The organism is Streptomyces ardesiacus, from assembly GCF_003112575.1.
Taxonomy (GTDB): domain Bacteria; phylum Actinomycetota; class Actinomycetes; order Streptomycetales; family Streptomycetaceae; genus Streptomyces; species Streptomyces ardesiacus.
The window spans coordinates 595,633-614,382 of the sequence record NZ_BEWC01000001.1 but is presented as its reverse complement, the minus strand read 5'-3'; the positions used below and the strand labels follow the sequence as shown (position 1 = coordinate 614,382).

Below are 18,750 nucleotides of genomic sequence, written 5' to 3'. Positions count from 1 at the left end.
CGGCTCTGCAGAGGGGGGTGGCTCTACGGCTGGGCGGGCGGTCCTAGGGGCGTTCGACGAGGACCGCGCTGCCTTGCCCCACGCCGACGCACATCGTGGCCAGCCCGCGGCCGGCTCCCGTGCGGCGCATGCGGTGGAGCAGGGTGGTGAGGATGCGGGCGCCGGAGCAGCCGAGCGGGTGGCCCAGCGCGATGGCGCCGCCGGTGGGGTTGACCAGGCCGGGATCGATGCCGAGCTGGTCGACGCAGGCCAGGGCCTGGGCGGCGAACGCCTCGTTGAACTCCGCCTCCGCGAGGTCGTCGACGCTCCAGCCGGCCCGGGCGAGGACCTTGCGGGTGGCGGGGACCGGGCCGATGCCCATGACGTCCGGATGGACGCCGGCCGAGCCGCCGGCGACGTAGCGGCCCAGCGACTCCAGGCCGAGGTCGTTCAGGGCCTCCTCGCTGACCAGGAGGAGTCCGGCGGCTCCGTCGTTCATCGGGGAGGCGTTGCCCGCGGTGACCGTGCCGCCGGGGCGGAAGACGGGCTTCAGGCGGCCGAGCTTCTCCAGGGAGGTGTCCTCGCGGACGCATTCGTCGGTGTCGACGCGCACGCCGTCGGGGCGCTCGACGGGGAGGATCTCGTCGTCGAAGTGACCGTTCTTCCGGGCCTCGGCGGCCAGGCGGTGGCTGCGCAGGGCGAACGCGTCCTGGCGCTCGCGCGGGACGCCGTACCGCCCGGCGACCTCCTCGGCCGTCTCGCCCATGGCCAGCAGGCCGTGCAGGTCCTTCATCGCCGGGTTGACCAGGCGCCAGCCGAGCCGGGTGTCGGCGGTCTCGATGCGGTGCGGCAGCGCCTCGTCGGGGCGGGGCAGCACGAAGGGGGCGCGGCTCATGGACTCGGAACCGCCGGCGAGCACGATCTCGGCCTCACCGGCGGCGATGGTGCGGGCGGCGGCGGTGACGGCTTCGAGGCCGGAGGCGCACAGCCGGTTGACGGTGGCGCCGGGGACGGTCTCGGGCAGGCCCGCGAGCAGGGCGGCCATCCGGGCGACGTTGCGGTTGTCCTCGCCCGCCTGGTTGGCGGCGCCCCAGTACACGTCGTCGACACGGGCCGGGTCGAGCGCGGGGACGTCGGCGACCAGGCCCCGGATCACCGCGGCGGCGAGGTCGTCGGGCCGTACGGTCGACAGGGCACCGCGCAGCTTGCCGATCGGGGTGCGGCGGGCGGCCGCGAAGTGGACGGGGCGCACGGGAGGACTCCTGACCGTCGTCGCGCGGTCGCCGGACGGCGTGCCGCCGCCGCGTCGACCACCGCGAACCTTAATTAGCACTGCTAGTTTTGGACTATAGACCGCCCGCCGCCGTCCTGGGAAGATCCTCCGGACGACCGCCACCGACACAGCCGGAGGAGACATGGCCGGGACCCGCCAGCACACCCTGACCGGAACGCGGGGACGCGTCGCCGTCCGCAAGTGGCCCGCCGAGGCCCCCGGCCACGTCGCGCTGCTGGTCCACGGGTACGGCGAGCACTCCGGGCGCTACGAGGAGGTGGCGGGCGTCCTCACGGGTCACGGCGCCGCGGTCTACGCCCCGGACCACACCGGGCACGGGCGCTCGGACGGCGAGCGGGTGGTGATCGAGGACTTCGAGGACGTGGTCACCGACGTGCACGCCGTGGCGGAACTCGCCCGGGCCGCCCATCCGGGCCTGCCGGTCGTCATGGTCGGACACTCGATGGGCGGGCTCGTCGCCGCCCGCTACGCCCAGCGCCACCCCGGCGAGCTGGCGGCGCTGGTGCTGTCCGGGCCCGTCATCGGCGACTGGGAGCTGCCCCGCCGGCTGCTCGCCCTGGAGGAGATCCCCGACACGCCCGTCAGCCCGGCCTCCCTCTCGCGGGACCCGGCGGTCGGCGCGGCGTACGCGGCGGATCCGCTGGTCTGGCACGGGCCGATGAAGCGGCCGACCCTGGAGGCGTTCGTGCGGACGCTGGAGACGGTGGCCGGGGGCGGCGACGTCGGCGCGCTGCCGCTGCTGTGGGTGCACGGGGACGACGACCGGCTGGTGCCGCTGTCCGGCAGCCGCACCGGCGTCGAGACACTGAGCGGCGGGAACCTGACCGAGCGGATCTACCCGGGCGCCCGGCACGAGCTCTTCAACGAGACCAACCGCGCGGAGGTGTTCGCGGACCTCACGCGCTTCCTGGACGCCGTGCTCGCCCGCTGACGCGGCGCCGCGCCCGCCACGGCCTTCCCCGGGGCACCCGGACGTTTGCCCATGCGCCCCAAGGGCACCCGCGCCCGCATGGAGTGGTTGCGCCGCGCCGCCTGCGTGGATGAGGACCCCGATCTGTTCTTCCCGGTGGGCACCGCCGGGCCCGCCCTGCGGGACACGGCGGCCGCCAAGCGGGTCTGCGCCGGATGCCCGGTGACCCCCGAGTGCCTGACGTTCGCGCTGGAGTCGGGGCAGACCTCGGGCGTGTGGGGCGGCACCGACGAGGCGGAGCGGGCCGCGCTGCTCCGGCTGACCGCCCAACAGGCACGTACGCACGACGAAATGAGGGACACCTCATGGCCGACGCCCTCGAACTCGACGCGCTGTGGGAGGACTTCCACCGCGTGGTGAACATGACCTCCGCGGAACTCGCGGACTGGCTCCGGGTGCGCGACTCCGGCGAACTGACCGAGCCGCTGCCGGACGACGCCGGTCCGCCCCTCGGGCAGCACGTCCTCGCGATCCTGCAGAAGCGGCGCACCGACCTGACGGAGGACGACCTGCGCGCCATGCGCAAGGTCGTGGACACCGTGACCTCGCAGACGGACCTGGAGAACGAGCCCGCGTCCGACGACACCGGTCTGCGGCACCGGCTCATGACGGTCGGTCACGACCCGCTGAAGCCCTGACCATGAGCCGCGACCAACGGCGGACCGTGCGCGAACTCGTCGACGCGCACGGGCAGACGTACGCCGAGGAGGCGGGCATCCGCCTCAAGGACACCCCGCAGCCGCTGTACCGGCTGCTGGTCCTCGCGCACCTGCTCAGCGCCCGCATCAGCGCCTCCATCGCCGTCGCCGCCACCCGCGCCCTGAGCGAGGCGGGGCTGCGCGACCCGCGCCGCATGGCCGGCGCCGGCTGGCAGGAGCGGGTGGACGCCCTCGGCCGGGGCGGCTACCGGCGCTACGACGAGCGCACCGCCACCCAGCTCGGCGAGGCCGCCGACCTGCTGACCGAGCGGTGGGGCGGCGACCTGCGCAGGCTGCGCGACGAGGCGGACGGCGACGTCTCCGAAGTCCGGCGGCTGCTCCAGGAGTTCTCCGGCGTGGGACCGACCGGCGCCGACATCTTCCTGCGGGAGGCCCAGCGCGTCTGGCCGCAGGCGGCCCCCTACCTGGACCGCAAGGCCCTCCAGGGCGCCGAGCGCCTCGGTCTGCCCGGGGAGACGGACCGGCTCCTCGCCCTGGCCGGGGAGACGGAACCGGCCGTCCTCGCGGCGGCGCTGGTGCGGGCGGCGGTGGGCGGCTGAGCCACGGGCGGACGTGCGCCTCCCCGCGCGAGAGCCGGCCCTCACCCGGACAGCCCCCTGCGCTGGTGCGTCCCCGGCCCCGGTGATGCGCTGAGGAGACCGTTCCCGCCCCAGGAGGCATGCCGCGATGAGCCGTCGTCCGTCGTCCCACCCCGTCCGTCTCCTGTCCTGCGCCCTGGCGGCGGGCGCGCTGCTGACCACGGCGGCCTGCTCGGAGGGCTCCGGGTCGGGGAGCGCTTCGGACACCGCCGCCGAACAGGCCGGGGTCGCCGAGCGGAACGCGGCGCGGCAGACCCCGAGCGGCTCCCCCAGCACGTCCCCCGGCGCCTCCCCGGGCACCCTCACCGAGTCCGGCGCCAAGGCCGCCCTCATCACGGAGGCCGACATCGAGGAGGACTGGAACCAGGTCGCGGGCGCGGACACGTGGCGCGACCGGCTGCTCCTCGGCAAGGTCGACGTGGCCGCCTTCCTCACCGCGAAGGGCGCGGCGGCGGACTGTCAGCAACTGCTCGACGGGCTCTACCGCGACAACCTGCTGGGCCGGCCGTCGGGGCCGTCGGCGCTCACCGGCTTCGAGCAGGGCGACTCCCGGCTCCTGGAGCAGGTCGCGGGCTACGACCGGGCCGGCCTCGACGACCGCCTGAAGTGGATGGCCTCCCTGCCGCAGACCTGCGACGAGTTCACCGCGACCGGCTCCGGCGGCGCCAAGCGCACGGTCCAGGTGACCGAGGCCTCGGTGCCCGACGTGGGCGACGCCCGCCAGGGCCTGCACGTGACGGTGCAGGGCGACCCCGGCGGCACCCCGGTCACGCTCACCCTGGACGTCGCCGCCGTACGCGTCGACACCTCGGCCCTCACCATCACGGCCGGCGGGCTGGACGGCGGCCAGTCCTCCTCCGTCGAGCGGGGCGTGCGCCAGGGCACCGAGCGCCTGAAGACCGTCCTGGACGGCGGGACCCCCGATCCGCAGCCCACCAACCTGGACTGACCCCCGGGTCGGCTTCCACCGCGTCGTGCGCACATCCGGCGAAACCCGGACAGGGTGATCACCGGACGGCACAATGGTCCGCGACGGACGGCGCACGCGCGAAGGAGCCGACACGTGAGCGAGAGCGACCCCGTGCCCGGCGGGCGCCCCGGTGAGGTCGAGCGGGCCACCGCGCTGAGCGCCGAGCTGACCGGGCAGGGCGTGCACGGCGTCGTGCTGGCGTACGTCGACACGGCCGGGATCACCCGGGTGAAGACCGTGCCCACCGCGAAGCTCCCCTCGGCCTCGGCCTGGGGCGTCGGGATGTCACCGGTCTTCGACACCTTCCTGGCCGACGACTCGATCGTCACCACGGACGTCCTCGGCTCCCCCGACGGCGATCTGCGCCTCTACCCCGACCTCGGCCGCCTGACCGTGCTGGCCGCGCAACCGGGCTGGGCGTGGGCGCCGGTCGACCGGATCACGCAGGAGGGCGCACCCCATCCGGCGTGCGGGCGCACCGTCCTGCGCCGGACCGTGGCCGGGGCCGCCGAGCGCCACGGCGTCGCCTTCAAGGCCGCCCTGGAGATCGAGTGGGTCGTGGGCCGGGGCGACGCGGAGGGCGACGCGTTCGTCCCGGCGGTGTCCGGACCGGCGTACGGGGCCGTCCGGCAGATCGAGCTGAGCGACTGCGCCGCCGACCTGCTGGCGGCGCTCGCGGCGCAGGGCGTGGACGTGGAGCAGTTCCATCCCGAGTACGCGGCGGGGCAGTTCGAGATCTCGGTGGGCGCGCTCGACCCGGTGGCGGCGGCCGACCACAGTCTGCTGGTGCGGCAGACGATCCGGGCGGTGGCCCGGCGGCACGGATTGCGCGTCTCCTTCGCCCCGGCGGTCCTCGGCCGGGGCGTCGGCAACGGCGGGCACCTCCACCTCTCCGCCTGGCGCGACGGGAGGAACCTGCACGCGGGCGGCGCGGGCCGCCACGGCATGACCGCCGAGGCCGAGTCCTTCGTGGCCGGCGTCCTCGGCCGGCTCCCGGCGCTCACGGCGGTGACCGCGCCGAGCCCGGCCAGCGCGCTGCGGCTGCGCCCCTCGCAGTGGGCGGGGGTGTTCACCGCCTGGGGCCGGGAGACCCGCGAGGCCGCCCTGCGGATCGTCACCGGCACCACCGGGATCCGCGACCGCGCGGCCAATCTGGAGGTCAAACCGGTCGACCTGGCCGCCAACCCCTACCTCGCCCTCGCCTCGGTGATCGCCGCGGGTCTCGACGGGCTCGCCGCGTGCGCGCCGCTGCCCGAGGAGACCACCGGCGACCCGGCCCGGCTCGACCCCGCCGAGGCGGCGGCCCGGGGCGTGCGGAGGCTGCCGGTCTCGCTCGCGGAGTCGGTGGCGGCGTTCCGCGCGGACGACGTGCTCAGGACCGCGCTGGGCCCGGTGCTGGCCGACGCGGTCACCGCCGTACGGCTGGGCGAGGCCCGGGCGGCCGAGGGGCTGGACGACGACGGCGTGGCGGCGGCCTACCGCTGGAAGTACTGAGATGGCCGCCGGGCCCGTGCACGAGCGTCTCGCCGCGCTGGAACTGGTGGACCACCACTGCCACGGCGCGGTCACCGGCGACCTGGGCCGCGCGGGTTTCGAGTCGCTGCTCACCGAGGGCGAGGCGTGGCCCGGCGTGTCCGCCTTCGACACCCCGGCCGGTCTCGCCGTGCGCCGGCACTGCGCGCCCCTGCTGGACCTGCCGCGGCACGCGCCCGCCGACGCGTACCTGGCCCGGCGGTCGGAGCTGGGCGGCGCCGAGGTGAACCGGCGGTTCCTGCGGGCCGCGGGCACCGGCGTGTTCTGCGTGGACACGGGGTACGCCCCGCACCCGGTGACCGCCCCGGCCGAACTGGCCGGGGCGGCGGGCGCGACGGCGTACGAGGTGGTCCGGCTGGAGACGGTCGCGGAGGCGGTGGCGGCGGGCGGCGTCGAACCGGACGACTACGCGCGGGCGTTCCGCACGGCCGCCTGGGAGGCGGTACGGCGGCCGGGCGTGGTGGGCGTCAAGTCGGTGGCGGCCTACCGCACCGGCTTCGTCCTGGATCCGGCCCGCCCCTCGCCCGCCGAGGTGACGGAGGCGGCCCGGCGCTGGCTCGCGGGCGGCGGCGGCCGGCTCGGCGACCCGGTGCTCGTGCGGGACCTGCTGTGGACCGCCGTGGACCTCGGGCGCCCCCTGCAACTGCACACGGGGTTCGGGGACAGCGACCTCCGCCTGCACCGGGCTGACCCCACGCTGCTGACCGACTGGCTGCACCTGACCGCCGGGACGATCCCGGTCCTGCTGCTGCACTGCTGGCCCTACCAGCGCCAGGCGGCCTACCTGTCGGCGGTCTTCGAGCGCGTGTACCTGGACGTGGGGCTCGCCCTGCACCACGTCGGCCCCGCCCGGGCGGGCGCGGTCCTCGCGGAGGCGCTGGAGATCACCCCGTTCCGCAAGCTGCTGTACAGCTCCGACGCCTACGGCGTGGCCGAGTTCCACCACCTGGGGGCGCTCTCCTTCCGCCAGGGCCTGGCCGGGCTGTTGCAGGAGCGGCTGGACGCCGACGAGCTGTCCCTGCCGGACGCGCTGCGGATCGCCCGCTGGACCGGGCGGGACAACGCCCGCCGGGTCTACGGGCTGCCCGGCGGCCCCGCTGACGACGGCTGAGCGGCGTGGGACGGGTCACAGTCCCGGAGCGCCGCCCGGGACTCTCGAACGGCTGAAAGTATGATCAAGCGATGTCTGACATGACCGAGACCACGCCGGGCTGGCTGACGACGGACGAGCTGGAGATGGCACGCGCCCGCATGCCGATCCTGTACGTCGAGGCCGTGCCCGTCCGTGTGGACGACAGCGGCGAAGTCACGAGCGTCGGCCTGCTCCTGCGCATCGGACCGGACGGGACGGTGAGCCGCACGCTGGTCTCCGGGCGGGTGCTGCACCACGAGCGGGTCCGGGACGCCCTGTTGCGTCACCTGGAGAAGGACCTCGGCCCGGTGGCGCTGCCCCGGGTGCCGTCCTCGCTCCAGCCGTTCACGGTGGCCGAGTACTTCCCGACGCACGGAGTCACGCCTTACCACGACCCCCGGCAGCACGCGGTCTCGCTCGCCTACGTCGTGCCGGTGACCGGTGACTGCCGGCCCCGGCAGGACGCCCTGGACCTGGTCTGGTTCGATCCGCGCGAGGCGCTGTCCGAGGCGGTGCAGAGCGAGATGCCGGGCGGGCACGGGGTGCTGCTGAAGCAGGCGCTGGCGCACGTGGGCTGCGTGGGCTGACCCCGCGGGCGGTCACCCCTGCCGGCCCTCGCCGTCGTCGTTCCCGTCGCTGAGCTGCGGGTCCAGGTCGTCCCGCAGCAGACCCCGGGACCCGGTCTGCCCGGTGCGGTAGGCCGAGCGGGCCACCAGGTGGGAGGCGACGGGGCTGGTGAGGAACTGGAAGAAGACGATGAGCGCGAGGGTGCCCACGTCGGTGCCGTGGCGCAGGCGCAGTCCCACCCCGGCGAGGACGAGGAGCATCCCGAGCGTCTGCGGTTTGGTCGCGGCGTGGCTGCGGGAGAGCACGTCGGGGAAGCGGACCATCCCGATCACCCCGAGCAGGCACTGCAGGCAGCCGAGGAACAGCAGCACCGTTCCGGCCAGGTCGGCGGCCTCGGCCCAGGCGTTCACCGGTGGTCCTGCGTGCCGTCGGGCCGTACGGCGGGCCGGTCGCGTGCGGCGATGAAGCGGGCGATGCCCACCGAGCCGGTGAAGCCGAGGAAGGCGAGCACCAGCATCACCGGGAAGTAGAAGGAGTCCCGGTCGTGGGCGGCCTTGACGCCGATGCCGGCGATGATGAGCGCCGCGAGCACGTCGAGGGCGACGGCCCGGTCGAGCATCGAGGGGCCGTACCAGATCCGGTACAGCAGCAGGGCGCCCGCGACGAGGATCATCGCGAGCGAGGCGACGAGCACGGCGTCTTCGGCGGTGTGCAGGGTGGTCACGGCGAGGGGTCACCTTCCGGTACGGGACGGGCGGCGTCGGCGATGTCCTCGGCGGTGCCGAAGGCGCGGGCGACGAGTGCCTCCATGCGCCACACCTGCCGCTGGGCGCCCTCGATCTCGCCCGGTCTGCCCGCGTCGAGGACGTGCAGGAACAGGGTGGCCGTCGACCGGCGCAGTTCGATCACGGAGCCGCCGGGGACGTTGGAGACGGCGACGGCGGTGGCGGTGAGCATGAGGTCGCTGCGCACCCGCAGCGGGACCGCCACGACCGCCGCGTGGTAGGGGCCCTTGGCGAAGATCTGCCGGGTGACCTCGACGCTGGAGGAGAACATGTCGTACAGCAGGTAGGCGGCGAGGCGCAGGATGCCCAGGGGACGCAGCCTGAGGCCGATGTCGACGGCGGGCAGCGGGAAGGCCAGGCACAGGCAGACCGCGACGAGGACGCCGTTGACGAGGTTGGCCCATGAGGGGGTGCCCCACAGCAGGATCCAGATGACGGTCAGCCAGCCGACGAGCGGCAGGTCGAGCACGCGCCGGCCGCGGCCGACGCGGAAGGACCAGCTGTAGGGAGAGCGGTCGCGGAAGAGGTTGCTCACCGGCCGAGCACCGCCTCGATGTAGGGGGTACGGGCGAGGAGTTCGGTGGCGGCGGCCTGGGTGAAGGTGGTGAGGGGGCCGCCGAGCACCGTGTACGACAGGCCGAGGGCGACGGCGGCGCCGGTCGCCGCCAGCATGGGCCAGGGCAGGCGTTTGGTGGTGGTGATGGACTGGCCCAGGAAGCCCGCGGCGACCACGGCGCCCGCGGGCACCGGCAGCCCGCTCCCGGTGCCGGTGTCCCGGCCCGGGCCGGTGCCCCCGCCGGGACCGGCCGCCCTCCCCTCCTCGTCGTCCTCGTCGTCGCCCGGCTCGTCGTCCTCGGCGGACTCCAGCACCACGCCCTCCTCCTCGGCTCCGGGCGGCGCGTCGCGCCAGAACGCGAGGTTCCAGACCTTCGCCATGACGTAGAGGGTGAGCAGACTGGTGGCCGCCGACCCGGCGACGAGCGCCCAGGCCCAGCTTCCGCCGGCCTCGATGCCGGCCCGCATCAGGCCGAGCTTGCCGATGAACCCGGACAGCGGCGGAATGCCGGCGAGGTTCATGGCGGGTACGAAGAACAGCACGGCGAGCAGGGGCGCCGCCTTGGCCAGGCCGCCGAGACGGGTGAGTTCGGTGGTACCGTCGCGCCGCTCGATGAGCCCGGCGACCAGGAACAGGGTGGTCTGCACGGTGATGTGGTGGGCCACGTACACGATCGCGCCGCTGAGGGAGCCGCGTGCGGCGAGCGCGATGCCGAAGACCATGTAGCCGATGTGGCTGATGAGGGTGAAGGACAGCACCCGCTTCAGGTCGGTCTGGGCGACCGCGCCGAGGATGCCGACGAGCATGGAGGCGAGCGCGGCGAGCAGCAGCAGGTCGCCGAGGCGGTGGCCGGGGAAGAGAAGCGTCTCGGTGCGCAGCATCGAGTACACGCCCACCTTGGTCAGCAGTCCGGCGAAGACCGCGGTGACCGGGGCGGGGGCGGTCGGGTAGGAGTCGGGCAGCCAGGCGGCGAGCGGGAACACGGCCGCCTTGATGGCGAAGACCGTCAGCAGCATCGCCTCCAGCAGGGTGCGCACGCCGAGCGGCACCTCCTGCAGCCGCTGGGCGAGCTGGGCGAAGTTCACGGTGCCGGCGACCGCGTAGGTCATGGCGATGGCGATCAGGAAGAGCACGGAGGAGAACAGCGAGATGATCACGTACGTCGATCCGGCCCGGATGCGGGTCGCGGTGCCGCCGATGGTGAGCAGCACGAAGCTGGCGACGAGCATGATCTCGAAGCCGACGTAGAGGTTGACGAGGTCCCCGGCGAGGAAGGTGCAGGAGACGCCGGCCACGAGGATGAGGTAGGCGGGGTGGAAGACGCCGACCGGCGCCTGGTCGTCGCGGTCGGCCATGCCCTGGCCCAGCGAGTACACGAGGACGAGCAGGGTGACGGCGCTGGAGACGGTGAGCATCAGGCCGGCCAGCCGGTCGGCGACGAGGGTGATGCCGACCGGCGGCGCGAAGTCGCCGAGGTGCACGCTGAGCGGGCCGTGCCGGTCGGCGGCGATCATCAGCAGCACGGAGAGCACCAGGACGGCGCCGAGCACGGCGAGGCTGATGAAGCGCTGGAGCCGGTGCAGCCGGGGCCCGATGGCCAGCTTGATCCCCGTGACGCACAGGGGCAGCAGGACGGGGAGCGGGACGAGCGCGTTCACCTGGTTCCTTCCGTTCCGGCGCCGCCCGGGTCGTCGGGCTGGTCGGGCGGCGGGTGGCCGGAGTCCTCGCCGGGGCGGGAGTCGGGTTCGCGGCCGGTCTCCTCGGGGTCGTTGGAGGGTCCGGCGATCCGGGCCGGGGCCGGTCCGGGGCGGCCCGCCGCGTCGGTGGAGCCCAGTTCCCTGCCCTCCCGGTAGTCCTCGGGGTCGGCGCCGAGGATGTCGTTCCAGAGGTTGCCGGAGACCTCGTTGGCGCGGGCCTGGTAGGCGCGTTCCTCGCGGACCCGCCGGCGCAGCCGCTTGCGGGCGGCGCGGTAGCGGGCGCGCTGTTCGGCGTCGGCACCGCCGTCCTCGGCGCGGGCCTCGCGGTAGCGGTCGCGCAGTTCGCCGCGGCGGTCGAGGAACTCGGCGCGCAGGGCGACCAGCCGGTCCTCGGTGTCGTCGCTGATCTCGTCGGAGCCGGTGACCTGGTGACTGCGGTAGGCCATGGAGAGCAGGAAGGCGGTGGTGGCGAGGGTGATGACGATCGCGGTGAGGGCGATGGCCTGGGGCAGCGGGTCGGTGACGCGGTTGCGGATGATGTGCGGGTAGAGCAGCGGTGCGTCGCCCGCGCTGCCGGTGGAGGCGAGGACCAGCAGGTTGACGCCGTTGCCGAGGACGACGGCGCCGAGCAGGATCCGGGTCAGGGACCGGGTCAGCAGCAGGGTGGCGCCGACGGCGTTGAGGACGGCGGCGGCCACCAGCAGGGAGAGGCTCACCGTCATGCGCGGCCCCCGTCCGGGCGCGGGGCGGCCCGCTCGATCTGGCGGTCGATCCGGGCGCCGAGGGCCCGCACGATGTCCAGGACGACGCCGAGGACGAGCAGGTAGACCCCGCAGTCGAAGAGGACGGCGGTGGACAGGTGCGCCTCGCCCCACAGGGGCAGGCGGCCGTGCCAGGTCCAGCCGTGCAGCACGGTGCCCTCGCCGAGGCCGCCGAGCGCGACGCCCGTGGACAGGAACAGGCCGAGGCCGGTGAACAGGCCGGGCTTGAAGCGCACGGCGTCGGCGAGTTCGTGCCGCCCGCCCGCGAGGTAGCGGGCGATGAAGGCGACCCCGGCGGTCAGGCCCGCCACGAAGCCGCCGCCCGGCAGGTTCTCCGCGCACAGCAGCAGGTAGACGGAGAGGACGAGGACGGGGTGGAAGATGAGACGGGCGACCACTTCCAGGACGAGGGAGCGGCGCTCGGGGGCGAGGGTGGCGCTGGCGGCGAGCCAGGTCCGCTCCGGCGCCCCTTCGTCGCCGCTGGGCAGGCCCGCCGATTCGTATCCGCTCGCCCGCCAGGCGGTGCGCAGGCCGGCGTGCGGATGGTCGCCGGGCAGCGGCAGGACGGGCTGCTCGGCGCCCTCGGCGCGGCGGTGCAGGTAGATGAGGCTGGTGACGCCGATCGCGGCGGCGGCGAGCACCGCGGACTCCCCCATCGTGTCCCAGGCCCGCAGGTCGACGAGGATGGTGGCGACGACGTCCTTCAGACCGTGGTGCGCGGTCTCCTCGACCATCGCGGCGCCCGCGCTGTCGGCCCGGCGGTGCCCCGCCATGATCCAGACGACGACGGCGACGGCGGCACCGCCCGCGAGCGCCACCGGCATCCGCAGCAGACGCCGCCACCGGCTGAAGCTCTCCTCGAAGCGCACCGGCATGCGGCGCAGCACCAGCACGAAGACGATCATGGAGACGGTCTCCACGCAGAACTGGGTGAGCGCGAGGTCGGGCGCGCCCTGGGCGACGAAGAGCAGCGCGGTGCCGTATCCGGTGAGTCCGGCGAAGACGACGGCCTTCATCCGGCGCCGCACGCGCAGGCACAGCAGGGCCGCGGCGCAGGTCAGCAGGGCGACACCGGCCTGGGCGGGGTGGTCCCAGAGCCGTGGGGCGGGCACCCCGGTCCAGGGCTCGTCCGCGGCGAGCACGGCGATCTGCCCGGCGAGGACCACGCTCATGGTCGTCACCAGGTACACCGACAGCGAGCCGCGCTGCACGAGCCCGGTGCACTGCAGGGCGGTGCGCTCCAGGGCGAGCAGCATCCGCCCGAAGACCAGGTCCGCGGAGCGCCAGGCGAGCCGCTGTCCCACGCGCACGACGGGGCTCGCGGCGAGGAAGAGCACGACGCCGCCCGCCCACGCCGCGCCGGACAGGCCGAGGGCGGGGCCCGCGCCGTGCCACAGCGCCAGGTGGGCGGGGTGGGCGGGCTCCGGGAACTGCCCGGCGTAGGTGCCCAGCAGTCCCTGGAGCCAGACCACTCCTGGGCCCAGGACGAGGCAGGCCAGGGCGAGCACCGCGGGCGGTGCGAGGAAGGCGGCGGAGACGCGGTGCGCGTCGGTGTCGGGGAGGCCGGGCTTGCGGGCGAAGGCGCCCCACAGGTAGCGCAGGGTGTAGGCGGTGGTCAGGACGGATCCGAGGACGGTCGCGGCGAGCGCCCAGCGGTCGCCGGTGGTCCCGTCCAGGAGCGACTGGAAGGCGGCCTCCTTGGCGGCGAAGCCGAGCAGGGGCGGTACGGCCGCCATGGACGCGCCGGCGACCACGGCGACGGCGCACACGGCGGGCAGCCGGCGTCCGAGTCCGGAGAGCTTGCGCAGGTCACGGGTGCCGGTGGCGTGGTCGACGATGCCGGTGACCAGGAAGAGCGGCGCCTTGAACAGGGCGTGCCCGCAGATCATGGCGGTGGCGGCGAGGGCGGTGTCGTGGCGTCCGGCGCCGGTGAGGACGACGAGGAAGCCGAGCTGGCTGACGGTGCCGTAGGCGAGGACGAGCTTCAGGTCGTTCATCCGCAGGGCCCGCCAGCCGGCCAGCAGCATCGTCGCCGAGCCGAGGACGAGCAGGAGCGGGCGCCAGGGCGGGACGTCGGCGAAGGCGGGGGCGAGCCGGGCGACGAGGTAGACGCCGGCCTTGACCATGGCGGCGGCGTGCAGGTAGGCGCTGACCGGGGTGGGGGCGGCCATCGCGTTGGGCAGCCAGAGGCTGAAGGGCCAGATCGCGGACTTGGACAGGGCGCCGACGAGGATCAGCACGATCGCCGTGGACAGTGCCGCCGACGGGTGCGGCGGGTCGGCGAGGATCGCCGAGATGCGGTAGGTGCCCGCCTCGTGGCCCAGGAACAGGAGGCCGACGAGCATGGTGAGGCCGCCGAACGCGGTGACCGTGAGGGCCTGCAGGGCGCTGCGCCGGTTCCGCTTGTGGTCGCTGGTCTGGCCGATCAGCAGGTAGGAGAAGACGGTGGTCAGTTCCCAGAAGATGTAGAGCAGGACGAGGTCGTCGGCGAGGACCAGGCCGAGCATGGCCCCGGCGAAGGCGAGGAGGTTTCCCGCGAACCTGCCGAGCCGGCGGGAGCGGTCGTCGAAGTAGGAGGCGCAGTAGACGAGGACGAGGGTGCCCACGCCCGCGGCGAGCAGCACCATGAGTTCGGCGAGGGCGTCCAGTCTGAGCGCCCAGTCCACGTGGTAGGCGGGCAGCCAGCGCCAGTCGGTGGTGTCGGTGCCGCCCGCGGCCGTCGTGGTCCACCGGGTGGCCGCCCAGACGGTCGCCGCGGCGGGCGGCAGGGCCAGGACGAGGAAGGCACGGGTTCCGCACCATCTCACCAGCGGCGCGGCGAACAGCGCGAGCGCGAAGTGGCAGAGGATGAGCACGGACACCCGACAGTGATATATCGGGCATCTCGCCTGGGCGCCCAGGCACGCCGCAGGGAGAACAATCGAGGGGCGGTTTCGGATTCCTCCGAAACCGCCCCTCGATCAAGGACTGTCTCCAGTCGGGACGACAGGATTTGAACCTGCGACCCCTTGACCCCCAGTCAAGTGCGCTACCAAGCTGCGCCACGTCCCGTTGCCCGCCTGACCTGGGGTTTCCCCCGGCTGAACGCGCAGGAAAACCATACCGCACTCGGGCCCGTGGTCGCGCACCGCTTTTCGGGGCCCTGGTCCGGCGGCGTCAGCACTTCTGTGTGCGGGACGGCGGCTCGGTCGGGGCCGGGGCGCCGCTCGGGCCCGTCGCCGCCTCCACCCGGACCAGCCCGCGCACCGCCGGTATCAGGAGCAGGGCGGCGCACACGGCGAAGCTCGTCGCGCCGGAGAGGAGCAGCACGTGGTCGGCGCCGAGGACCGACGCGGCCGGTCCCGCGAGGGCCTGGCCGACGGGCATCATGGCGAGGGAGCCCGCCACGTCGTACGCGTGGATGCGGTTGAGGACGTCCGGCGGGACCTGGGTCTGCACACTGGTCGCCCACATCACGCCCCAGAAGGACATGCCCGCCCCGGCGACGGCGGCCCCGGCGGCCATGGCGGGCAGGCCGAGCCCGGCTCCGACGATCGCGGGGAAGGCGGCGAAACCGACGAGGCCGACGGCGCCGGCCCGGAGCATGCGGCGGGGCCGCAGCCGCAGTGCGAGCAGTCCGCCGACGACGGTGCCCGCGCCGAGGGCGGAGTTGACCAGTCCGTAGGCGCGCGGGCCGTGCTCCTGCACCACCTCGGTGGCGACCAGCGGCACGGTCGGGCCCCAGACGGCGATCATGTACACGCACCAGACGGCGATGACGCTCCACAGCCACGGTCGCGAACGGAACTCCCGCCACCCTTCGGCGAGGTCGGCGCGGAAGGCCTTGCCCCCGCTCCCCCGCCCGGACGACGCCGGCCGGCTCCCCGGCGCGAGCGGGGGCAGCCGGAGCAGCAGCAGGCACAGGGCGCTGAGCGCGTACGTGGCGGCGTGTGCGGCGAAGACCCCGCCGGGGGAGGCGAAGCCGACCAGGAGGCCCGCCGCGGCGGGGCCGGCGAGCTGGGCGGCTGACTCGGCGACGCGTATCGCGCCGTTGGCGCCCTGGACGTCGGAGGCGAGCCGGGGCACGGTGCTGGCGACGCCGGGCTGGAAGACGGCGCCCGCGACGCCGTTGGCGAACCCGATGGCACAGATCTGCCAGAGCACGACGTGCCCGGAGTAGAACAGCACGGCGGCCAGCGCCTGGGTGCCGAGCCGCACGAGGTCGGCGCCGATCATCAGCTTGCGGGTGCTGAAGCGGTCGGCGAGGACGCCGCCGAAGACGACGAGACCGGCGAAGGCGGCGGCCGTCGCGGCCATGGCGAGGCCGACCGCGCCCGCCCCGTACCCGTGCTGGAGCAGGCCCGCGGCGAGCGCGACGGGCAGCATGGTGTCGCCGAGCCGGGCCACGGCCCGGGCGGTGAAGAACAGCGCGAAGTCCCGCGACCAGACGGCTCGCGCCCCCGTCGGCCGCACCGACGTACCGGCCATGCCGCGCTCTCCCCTCCCCTTTGACTCCCCTTGACTCCCCTTGACTCCCCGTCGCACCCCTGCGTCCGACGGCCGGGACCCCCCTCCGGTCCCGGCTGTCGAGCACGTCTTCGGATCATGCCACGGGGCACTGACAACGCCCGAGCGGTTTTCAGCTCCCGGCGGGCAGCCCCAGCCGGGGGTGGGCCTCCAGCAGCCGGGCCGGGGCCGCCTGCCGCCAGGAGTCGGCGAGGATGTCGCGCAGCTCGTCCTCGTCCTCCAGCGCGGCCAGCCGGGCCCGGACCCAGGCGAACTGTGCCTCGTGTCCGGCGATCCAGAACTTCTCCGGCTCCGCCAGCACCAGTTCGTCGCGCTCCTCCTTCGGGCAGCGCACCGCGAGGGAGGTCTCCTCCTCGGGCAGCGTCGCGAACATCTTCCCCGCGACCCGGAAGGTGGGCATGCTCCAGGCGATCTTCTCCGTCGTGTCCGGGAGGGACAGGGCGATACGGCGTACGTCTTCTGCGTCCGGCATGGCAGGCACGCTATCCGCCGCCACTGACAACCACCCGGGGACGCGGGAGCGGGTCGCAGGGGACGGGGCCGCCCGTCCCAGGCCCGGGTCTCAGGCCCGGGACGCCTCGCCGAGGGCGTCGAGGACGGGGCGGATCAGCGGGTGTTCCTCGGCTCCCCGGCGTACGGCCGCGAAGACGCGGCGCGTGGGCGCGACCCCGTCGACCGGGCGGACGACCACGCCGGTGAGGTCGGTGCCGTGCAGCGCCGAGCGCGGGACGAGCGCCACCCCGGCGTCGGCGGCGGCGAGGGACACCACGGCGCGGAAGTCGTCCGAGGAGTGCGCGAGGCGGGGCTGGAACCCGGCGCTCTCGCAGGCCAGCACGACCACGTCGTGGCAGGGGTTGCCCGGGTAGGGGCCGATCCAGGTGTCCTTGGCCAGCTCGGCGAGCGGCACCACCTCGGCGTCGGCGAGGCGGTGCGCGACCGGGACGACCGCGTCGAAGGGCTCGGCGTACAGGGAGACGTGGGTCAGGCGCGGGTCGTCGGCGGCGGGCGCCCCGCGGTACTCGACGGCGACGGCCACGTCGACCTGCCGGTCCAGGACCATCGGCAGGCTGGCGTCGCCCTCGGCGTCCTGGACGCGGATGCGGATGCCGGGCGCCGATGCGGCGAGGCGGGCCAGGGCGGGGGCGACGACGAGGGCGATGCCGGTCGCGAAGGAGGCCACCGTGACCGTGCCGGCCTCGCCCGAGCCGTACGCCGCCAGCTCGGCCTCCGCCCGCTCCAGCTGGGCGAGGACGGCGTTGGTGTGGCTGAGCAGGATCTCGCCGGCCGGGGTCAGCCGTACGCCCTTGGCGCCGCGCTCGACGAGGCGGTGCCCGGTCTCCTGTTCCAGGGCGGCCAGCTGCTGGGAGACCGCGGACGGGGTGAGGTACAGCGCGGCGGCCGCCGCCGTCACGGTGCGGTGGTCCGCCACCGCTCGCAGGATGTGCAGCCGCCGCGCCTCGATCATGGGATCGATTCTCTCAGGTCAGCGGGGGCGTCAGGCCGCGAGCTGTTCCCTGGCCGCGACGAAGGCGTCCACCGCGCGGTGCACGTCGTCGGTGGAGTGGGCGGCGGAGAGCTGGACGCGGATGCGGGCCTGTCCCTGCGGGACGACCGGGTAGGAGAAGCCGATCACGTACACGCCGCGCTCCAGGAGCAGCTCCGCCATGCGGCCCGCCTCGGAGGCGTCGCCGATCATGACCGGCGCGATGGGGTGGTCGCCGGGGAGGATGTCGAAGCCCTCCTCGGTCATCCGGCGGCGGAACAGGGCGGTGTTCTCGGCGAGCCGCACCCGCAGGTCGTCGGCGGACTCCAGCAGGTCGAGCACCTTGAGGGAGGCGGCGGCGATCACCGGGGCGAGGGTGTTGGAGAAGAGGTACGGGCGGGAGCGCTGGCGCAGCAGGGCGACGATCTCGGCGCGGGCGGCGACGTAGCCGCCGGATGCGCCGCCCAGCGCCTTGCCCAGGGTGCCGGTGATGATGTCGACGCGGTCCATGACGCCGTGCAGTTCGGGGGTGCCGCGTCCGGCGGGGCCGACGAAGCCGACGGCGTGCGAGTCGTCGACCATGACCATGGCGTCGTAGCGCTCGGCGAGGTCGCAGATCGCGTCGAGCGGGGCGACGTAGCCGTCCATGGAGAAGACGCCGTCGGTGACGATCAGCTTGCGGCGGGCCTCGCCCGCGGCCTTGAGCTGCGTCTCCAGGTCGGCCATGTCGCGGTTGGCGTAGCGCAGGCGCTTGGCCTTGGACAGGCGGATGCCGTCGATGATCGAGGCGTGGTTGAGGGCGTCGGAGATCACCGCGTCCTCGGGGCCGAGGAGGGTCTCGAAGACACCGCCGTTGGCGTCGAAGCAGGAGGAGTAGAGGATCGTGTCCTCCTGGCCGAGGAACGCGGAGAGCCGGGCCTCCAGTTCCTTGTGCACCTCCTGGGTGCCGCAGATGAAGCGGACGGAGGCCATGCCGTAGCCCCAGCGGTCCAGCGCCTCGTGGGCGGCGGCGACGACGTCGGGGTGGTCGGCGAGGCCGAGGTAGTTGTTGGCGCAGAAGTTGAGGACCTCGCCGGGGCTGCCGCCCGCGGTGACCTCGACGGTCGCGGACTGCGGGGTGCCGATCACGCGCTCGGGCTTGTGCAGGCCGGCGGCGCGGATCTCGTCCAGGGTGGTGCGCAGGTCGTCGCGCACGGAGTCGAACATCTCAGAAGCTCCTA

General features: G+C 74.4%; 19 protein-coding genes and 1 tRNA gene. 8 read left to right on the top strand and 12 right to left on the bottom strand.

What is annotated here, in order from left to right; genetic code table 11:
- Window positions 1-43: 43 nt before the first annotated feature.
- The gene (locus Sdi02f_RS02555) at window positions 44-1,231 is read right to left on the bottom strand and encodes a thiolase family protein (protein WP_053637774.1); all 1,188 of its coding nucleotides are present in this window, start codon (window positions 1,229-1,231) and stop codon (window positions 44-46) included.
- 163 nt (window positions 1,232-1,394) lie between these two features.
- Between Sdi02f_RS02555 and Sdi02f_RS02550 the strand changes: the two genes are divergently transcribed.
- The 8 genes from Sdi02f_RS02550 (at window position 1,395) to Sdi02f_RS02515 (ending at window position 7,762) form a co-directional block, all read left to right on the top strand.
- Entirely contained in the window at window positions 1,395-2,204 is an 810-nt protein-coding gene (locus Sdi02f_RS02550; protein WP_108932618.1) for an alpha/beta hydrolase, read from the top strand.
- Window positions 2,205-2,282: 78 nt separating this feature from the next.
- Window positions 2,283-2,603 (top strand): WhiB family transcriptional regulator, encoded by a 321-nt coding sequence (locus Sdi02f_RS02545; protein ID WP_078869596.1) that lies wholly within the window; start codon window positions 2,283-2,285, stop codon window positions 2,601-2,603.
- On the top strand, window positions 2,549-2,881 hold the full coding sequence (locus Sdi02f_RS02540; RefSeq protein WP_030403726.1) for a DUF3140 domain-containing protein: 333 nt from the start codon (window positions 2,549-2,551) through the stop codon (window positions 2,879-2,881). Before Sdi02f_RS02545 ends, Sdi02f_RS02540 begins: the two co-directional genes overlap by 55 nt.
- A 2-nt stretch (window positions 2,882-2,883) precedes the next feature.
- Window positions 2,884-3,501 carry an HhH-GDP family DNA glycosylase gene (locus Sdi02f_RS02535; RefSeq protein WP_108932617.1) on the top strand — a complete coding sequence of 206 codons (618 nt, stop codon included), beginning with the start codon at window positions 2,884-2,886 and terminating at the stop codon, window positions 3,499-3,501.
- Between the two features lie 127 nt (window positions 3,502-3,628).
- The gene (locus tag Sdi02f_RS02530; protein WP_108932616.1) at window positions 3,629-4,489 is read left to right on the top strand and encodes a hypothetical protein; all 861 of its coding nucleotides are present in this window, start codon (window positions 3,629-3,631) and stop codon (window positions 4,487-4,489) included.
- 114 nt (window positions 4,490-4,603) lie between these two features.
- Window positions 4,604-6,004: a type I glutamate--ammonia ligase gene (locus tag Sdi02f_RS02525; protein ID WP_030403729.1), complete on the top strand. Its 1,401-nt coding sequence runs from the start codon at window positions 4,604-4,606 to the stop codon at window positions 6,002-6,004.
- A 1-nt stretch (window position 6,005) separates the two neighbouring features.
- Window positions 6,006-7,154, top strand: coding sequence for an amidohydrolase family protein (locus Sdi02f_RS02520; RefSeq protein ID WP_030403730.1), 1,149 nt, complete (start codon window positions 6,006-6,008; stop codon window positions 7,152-7,154).
- Window positions 7,155-7,234: 80 nt separating this feature from the next.
- A complete protein-coding gene (locus Sdi02f_RS02515) occupies window positions 7,235-7,762 on the top strand; it encodes an NUDIX hydrolase family protein (RefSeq protein WP_030403731.1) in 528 nt (175 codons plus the stop codon).
- A 12-nt stretch (window positions 7,763-7,774) separates the two neighbouring features.
- Here Sdi02f_RS02515 and mnhG read toward each other — a convergent pair whose 3' ends face one another.
- The 11 genes from mnhG to Sdi02f_RS02460 all read right to left on the bottom strand — a co-directional run bounded on the left by mnhG (window position 7,775) and on the right by Sdi02f_RS02460 (window position 18,736).
- Window positions 7,775-8,152 carry a monovalent cation/H(+) antiporter subunit G gene (gene mnhG, locus Sdi02f_RS02510; protein ID WP_030403732.1) on the bottom strand — a complete coding sequence of 126 codons (378 nt, stop codon included), beginning with the start codon at window positions 8,150-8,152 and terminating at the stop codon, window positions 7,775-7,777.
- Window positions 8,149-8,466, bottom strand: a complete 318-nt coding sequence (locus Sdi02f_RS02505) for an MrpF/PhaF family protein (RefSeq protein WP_030403733.1) — start codon at window positions 8,464-8,466, stop codon at window positions 8,149-8,151. Before Sdi02f_RS02505 ends, mnhG begins: the two co-directional genes overlap by 4 nt.
- A complete protein-coding gene (locus Sdi02f_RS02500; protein WP_030403734.1) occupies window positions 8,463-9,062 on the bottom strand; it encodes a Na+/H+ antiporter subunit E in 600 nt (199 codons plus the stop codon). The genes Sdi02f_RS02505 and Sdi02f_RS02500 overlap by 4 nt, the downstream gene beginning before the upstream one ends.
- Complete coding sequence (locus Sdi02f_RS02495; RefSeq protein WP_031086365.1) at window positions 9,059-10,741, bottom strand: Na+/H+ antiporter subunit D; 1,683 nt, start codon at window positions 10,739-10,741, stop codon at window positions 9,059-9,061. Before Sdi02f_RS02495 ends, Sdi02f_RS02500 begins: the two co-directional genes overlap by 4 nt.
- Window positions 10,738-11,502 (bottom strand): Na(+)/H(+) antiporter subunit C, encoded by a 765-nt coding sequence (locus Sdi02f_RS02490; protein WP_055469288.1) that lies wholly within the window; start codon window positions 11,500-11,502, stop codon window positions 10,738-10,740. Before Sdi02f_RS02490 ends, Sdi02f_RS02495 begins: the two co-directional genes overlap by 4 nt.
- Entirely contained in the window at window positions 11,499-14,402 is a 2,904-nt protein-coding gene (locus tag Sdi02f_RS02485; protein WP_030403737.1) for a Na+/H+ antiporter subunit A, read from the bottom strand. The genes Sdi02f_RS02490 and Sdi02f_RS02485 overlap by 4 nt, the downstream gene beginning before the upstream one ends.
- Before the next feature lie 116 nt (window positions 14,403-14,518).
- Window positions 14,519-14,592, bottom strand: a tRNA-Pro gene (locus Sdi02f_RS02480).
- 105 nt (window positions 14,593-14,697) lie between these two features.
- Window positions 14,698-16,008 carry an MFS transporter gene (locus tag Sdi02f_RS02475; protein ID WP_108932615.1) on the bottom strand — a complete coding sequence of 437 codons (1,311 nt, stop codon included), beginning with the start codon at window positions 16,006-16,008 and terminating at the stop codon, window positions 14,698-14,700.
- A gap of 151 nt (window positions 16,009-16,159) precedes the next feature.
- A complete protein-coding gene (locus Sdi02f_RS02470; RefSeq protein ID WP_030403739.1) occupies window positions 16,160-16,519 on the bottom strand; it encodes an MmcQ/YjbR family DNA-binding protein in 360 nt (119 codons plus the stop codon).
- A 90-nt stretch (window positions 16,520-16,609) separates the two neighbouring features.
- Window positions 16,610-17,512, bottom strand: coding sequence for a LysR family transcriptional regulator (locus Sdi02f_RS02465; RefSeq protein WP_108932614.1), 903 nt, complete (start codon window positions 17,510-17,512; stop codon window positions 16,610-16,612).
- Window positions 17,513-17,542: 30 nt separating this feature from the next.
- Window positions 17,543-18,736 (bottom strand): glycine C-acetyltransferase, encoded by a 1,194-nt coding sequence (locus Sdi02f_RS02460; protein ID WP_108932613.1) that lies wholly within the window; start codon window positions 18,734-18,736, stop codon window positions 17,543-17,545.
- Window positions 18,737-18,750: the final 14 nt, after the last annotated feature.

Bases quoted from the DNA above. Each gene is read 5' to 3' on its own strand.
- Sdi02f_RS02550 (WP_108932618.1), top strand. From the start codon at position 1,395: ATGGCCGGGACCCGCCAGCACACCCTGACCGGAACGCGGGGACGCGTC.
- Sdi02f_RS02545 (WP_078869596.1), top strand. From the start codon at position 2,283: ATGGAGTGGTTGCGCCGCGCCGCCTGCGTGGATGAGGACCCCGATCTG.
- Sdi02f_RS02540 (WP_030403726.1), top strand. From the start codon at position 2,549: ATGGCCGACGCCCTCGAACTCGACGCGCTGTGGGAGGACTTCCACCGC.
- Sdi02f_RS02535 (WP_108932617.1), top strand. From the start codon at position 2,884: ATGAGCCGCGACCAACGGCGGACCGTGCGCGAACTCGTCGACGCGCAC.
- Sdi02f_RS02530 (WP_108932616.1), top strand. From the start codon at position 3,629: ATGAGCCGTCGTCCGTCGTCCCACCCCGTCCGTCTCCTGTCCTGCGCC.
- Sdi02f_RS02520 (WP_030403730.1), top strand. From the start codon at position 6,006: ATGGCCGCCGGGCCCGTGCACGAGCGTCTCGCCGCGCTGGAACTGGTG.
- Sdi02f_RS02515 (WP_030403731.1), top strand. From the start codon at position 7,235: ATGACCGAGACCACGCCGGGCTGGCTGACGACGGACGAGCTGGAGATG.
- Sdi02f_RS02490 (WP_055469288.1), bottom strand. From the start codon at position 11,502: ATGACGGTGAGCCTCTCCCTGCTGGTGGCCGCCGCCGTCCTCAACGCC.
- Sdi02f_RS02475 (WP_108932615.1), bottom strand. From the start codon at position 16,008: ATGGCCGGTACGTCGGTGCGGCCGACGGGGGCGCGAGCCGTCTGGTCG.
- Sdi02f_RS02470 (WP_030403739.1), bottom strand. From the start codon at position 16,519: ATGCCGGACGCAGAAGACGTACGCCGTATCGCCCTGTCCCTCCCGGAC.
- Sdi02f_RS02465 (WP_108932614.1), bottom strand. From the start codon at position 17,512: ATGATCGAGGCGCGGCGGCTGCACATCCTGCGAGCGGTGGCGGACCAC.
- Sdi02f_RS02460 (WP_108932613.1), bottom strand. From the start codon at position 18,736: ATGTTCGACTCCGTGCGCGACGACCTGCGCACCACCCTGGACGAGATC.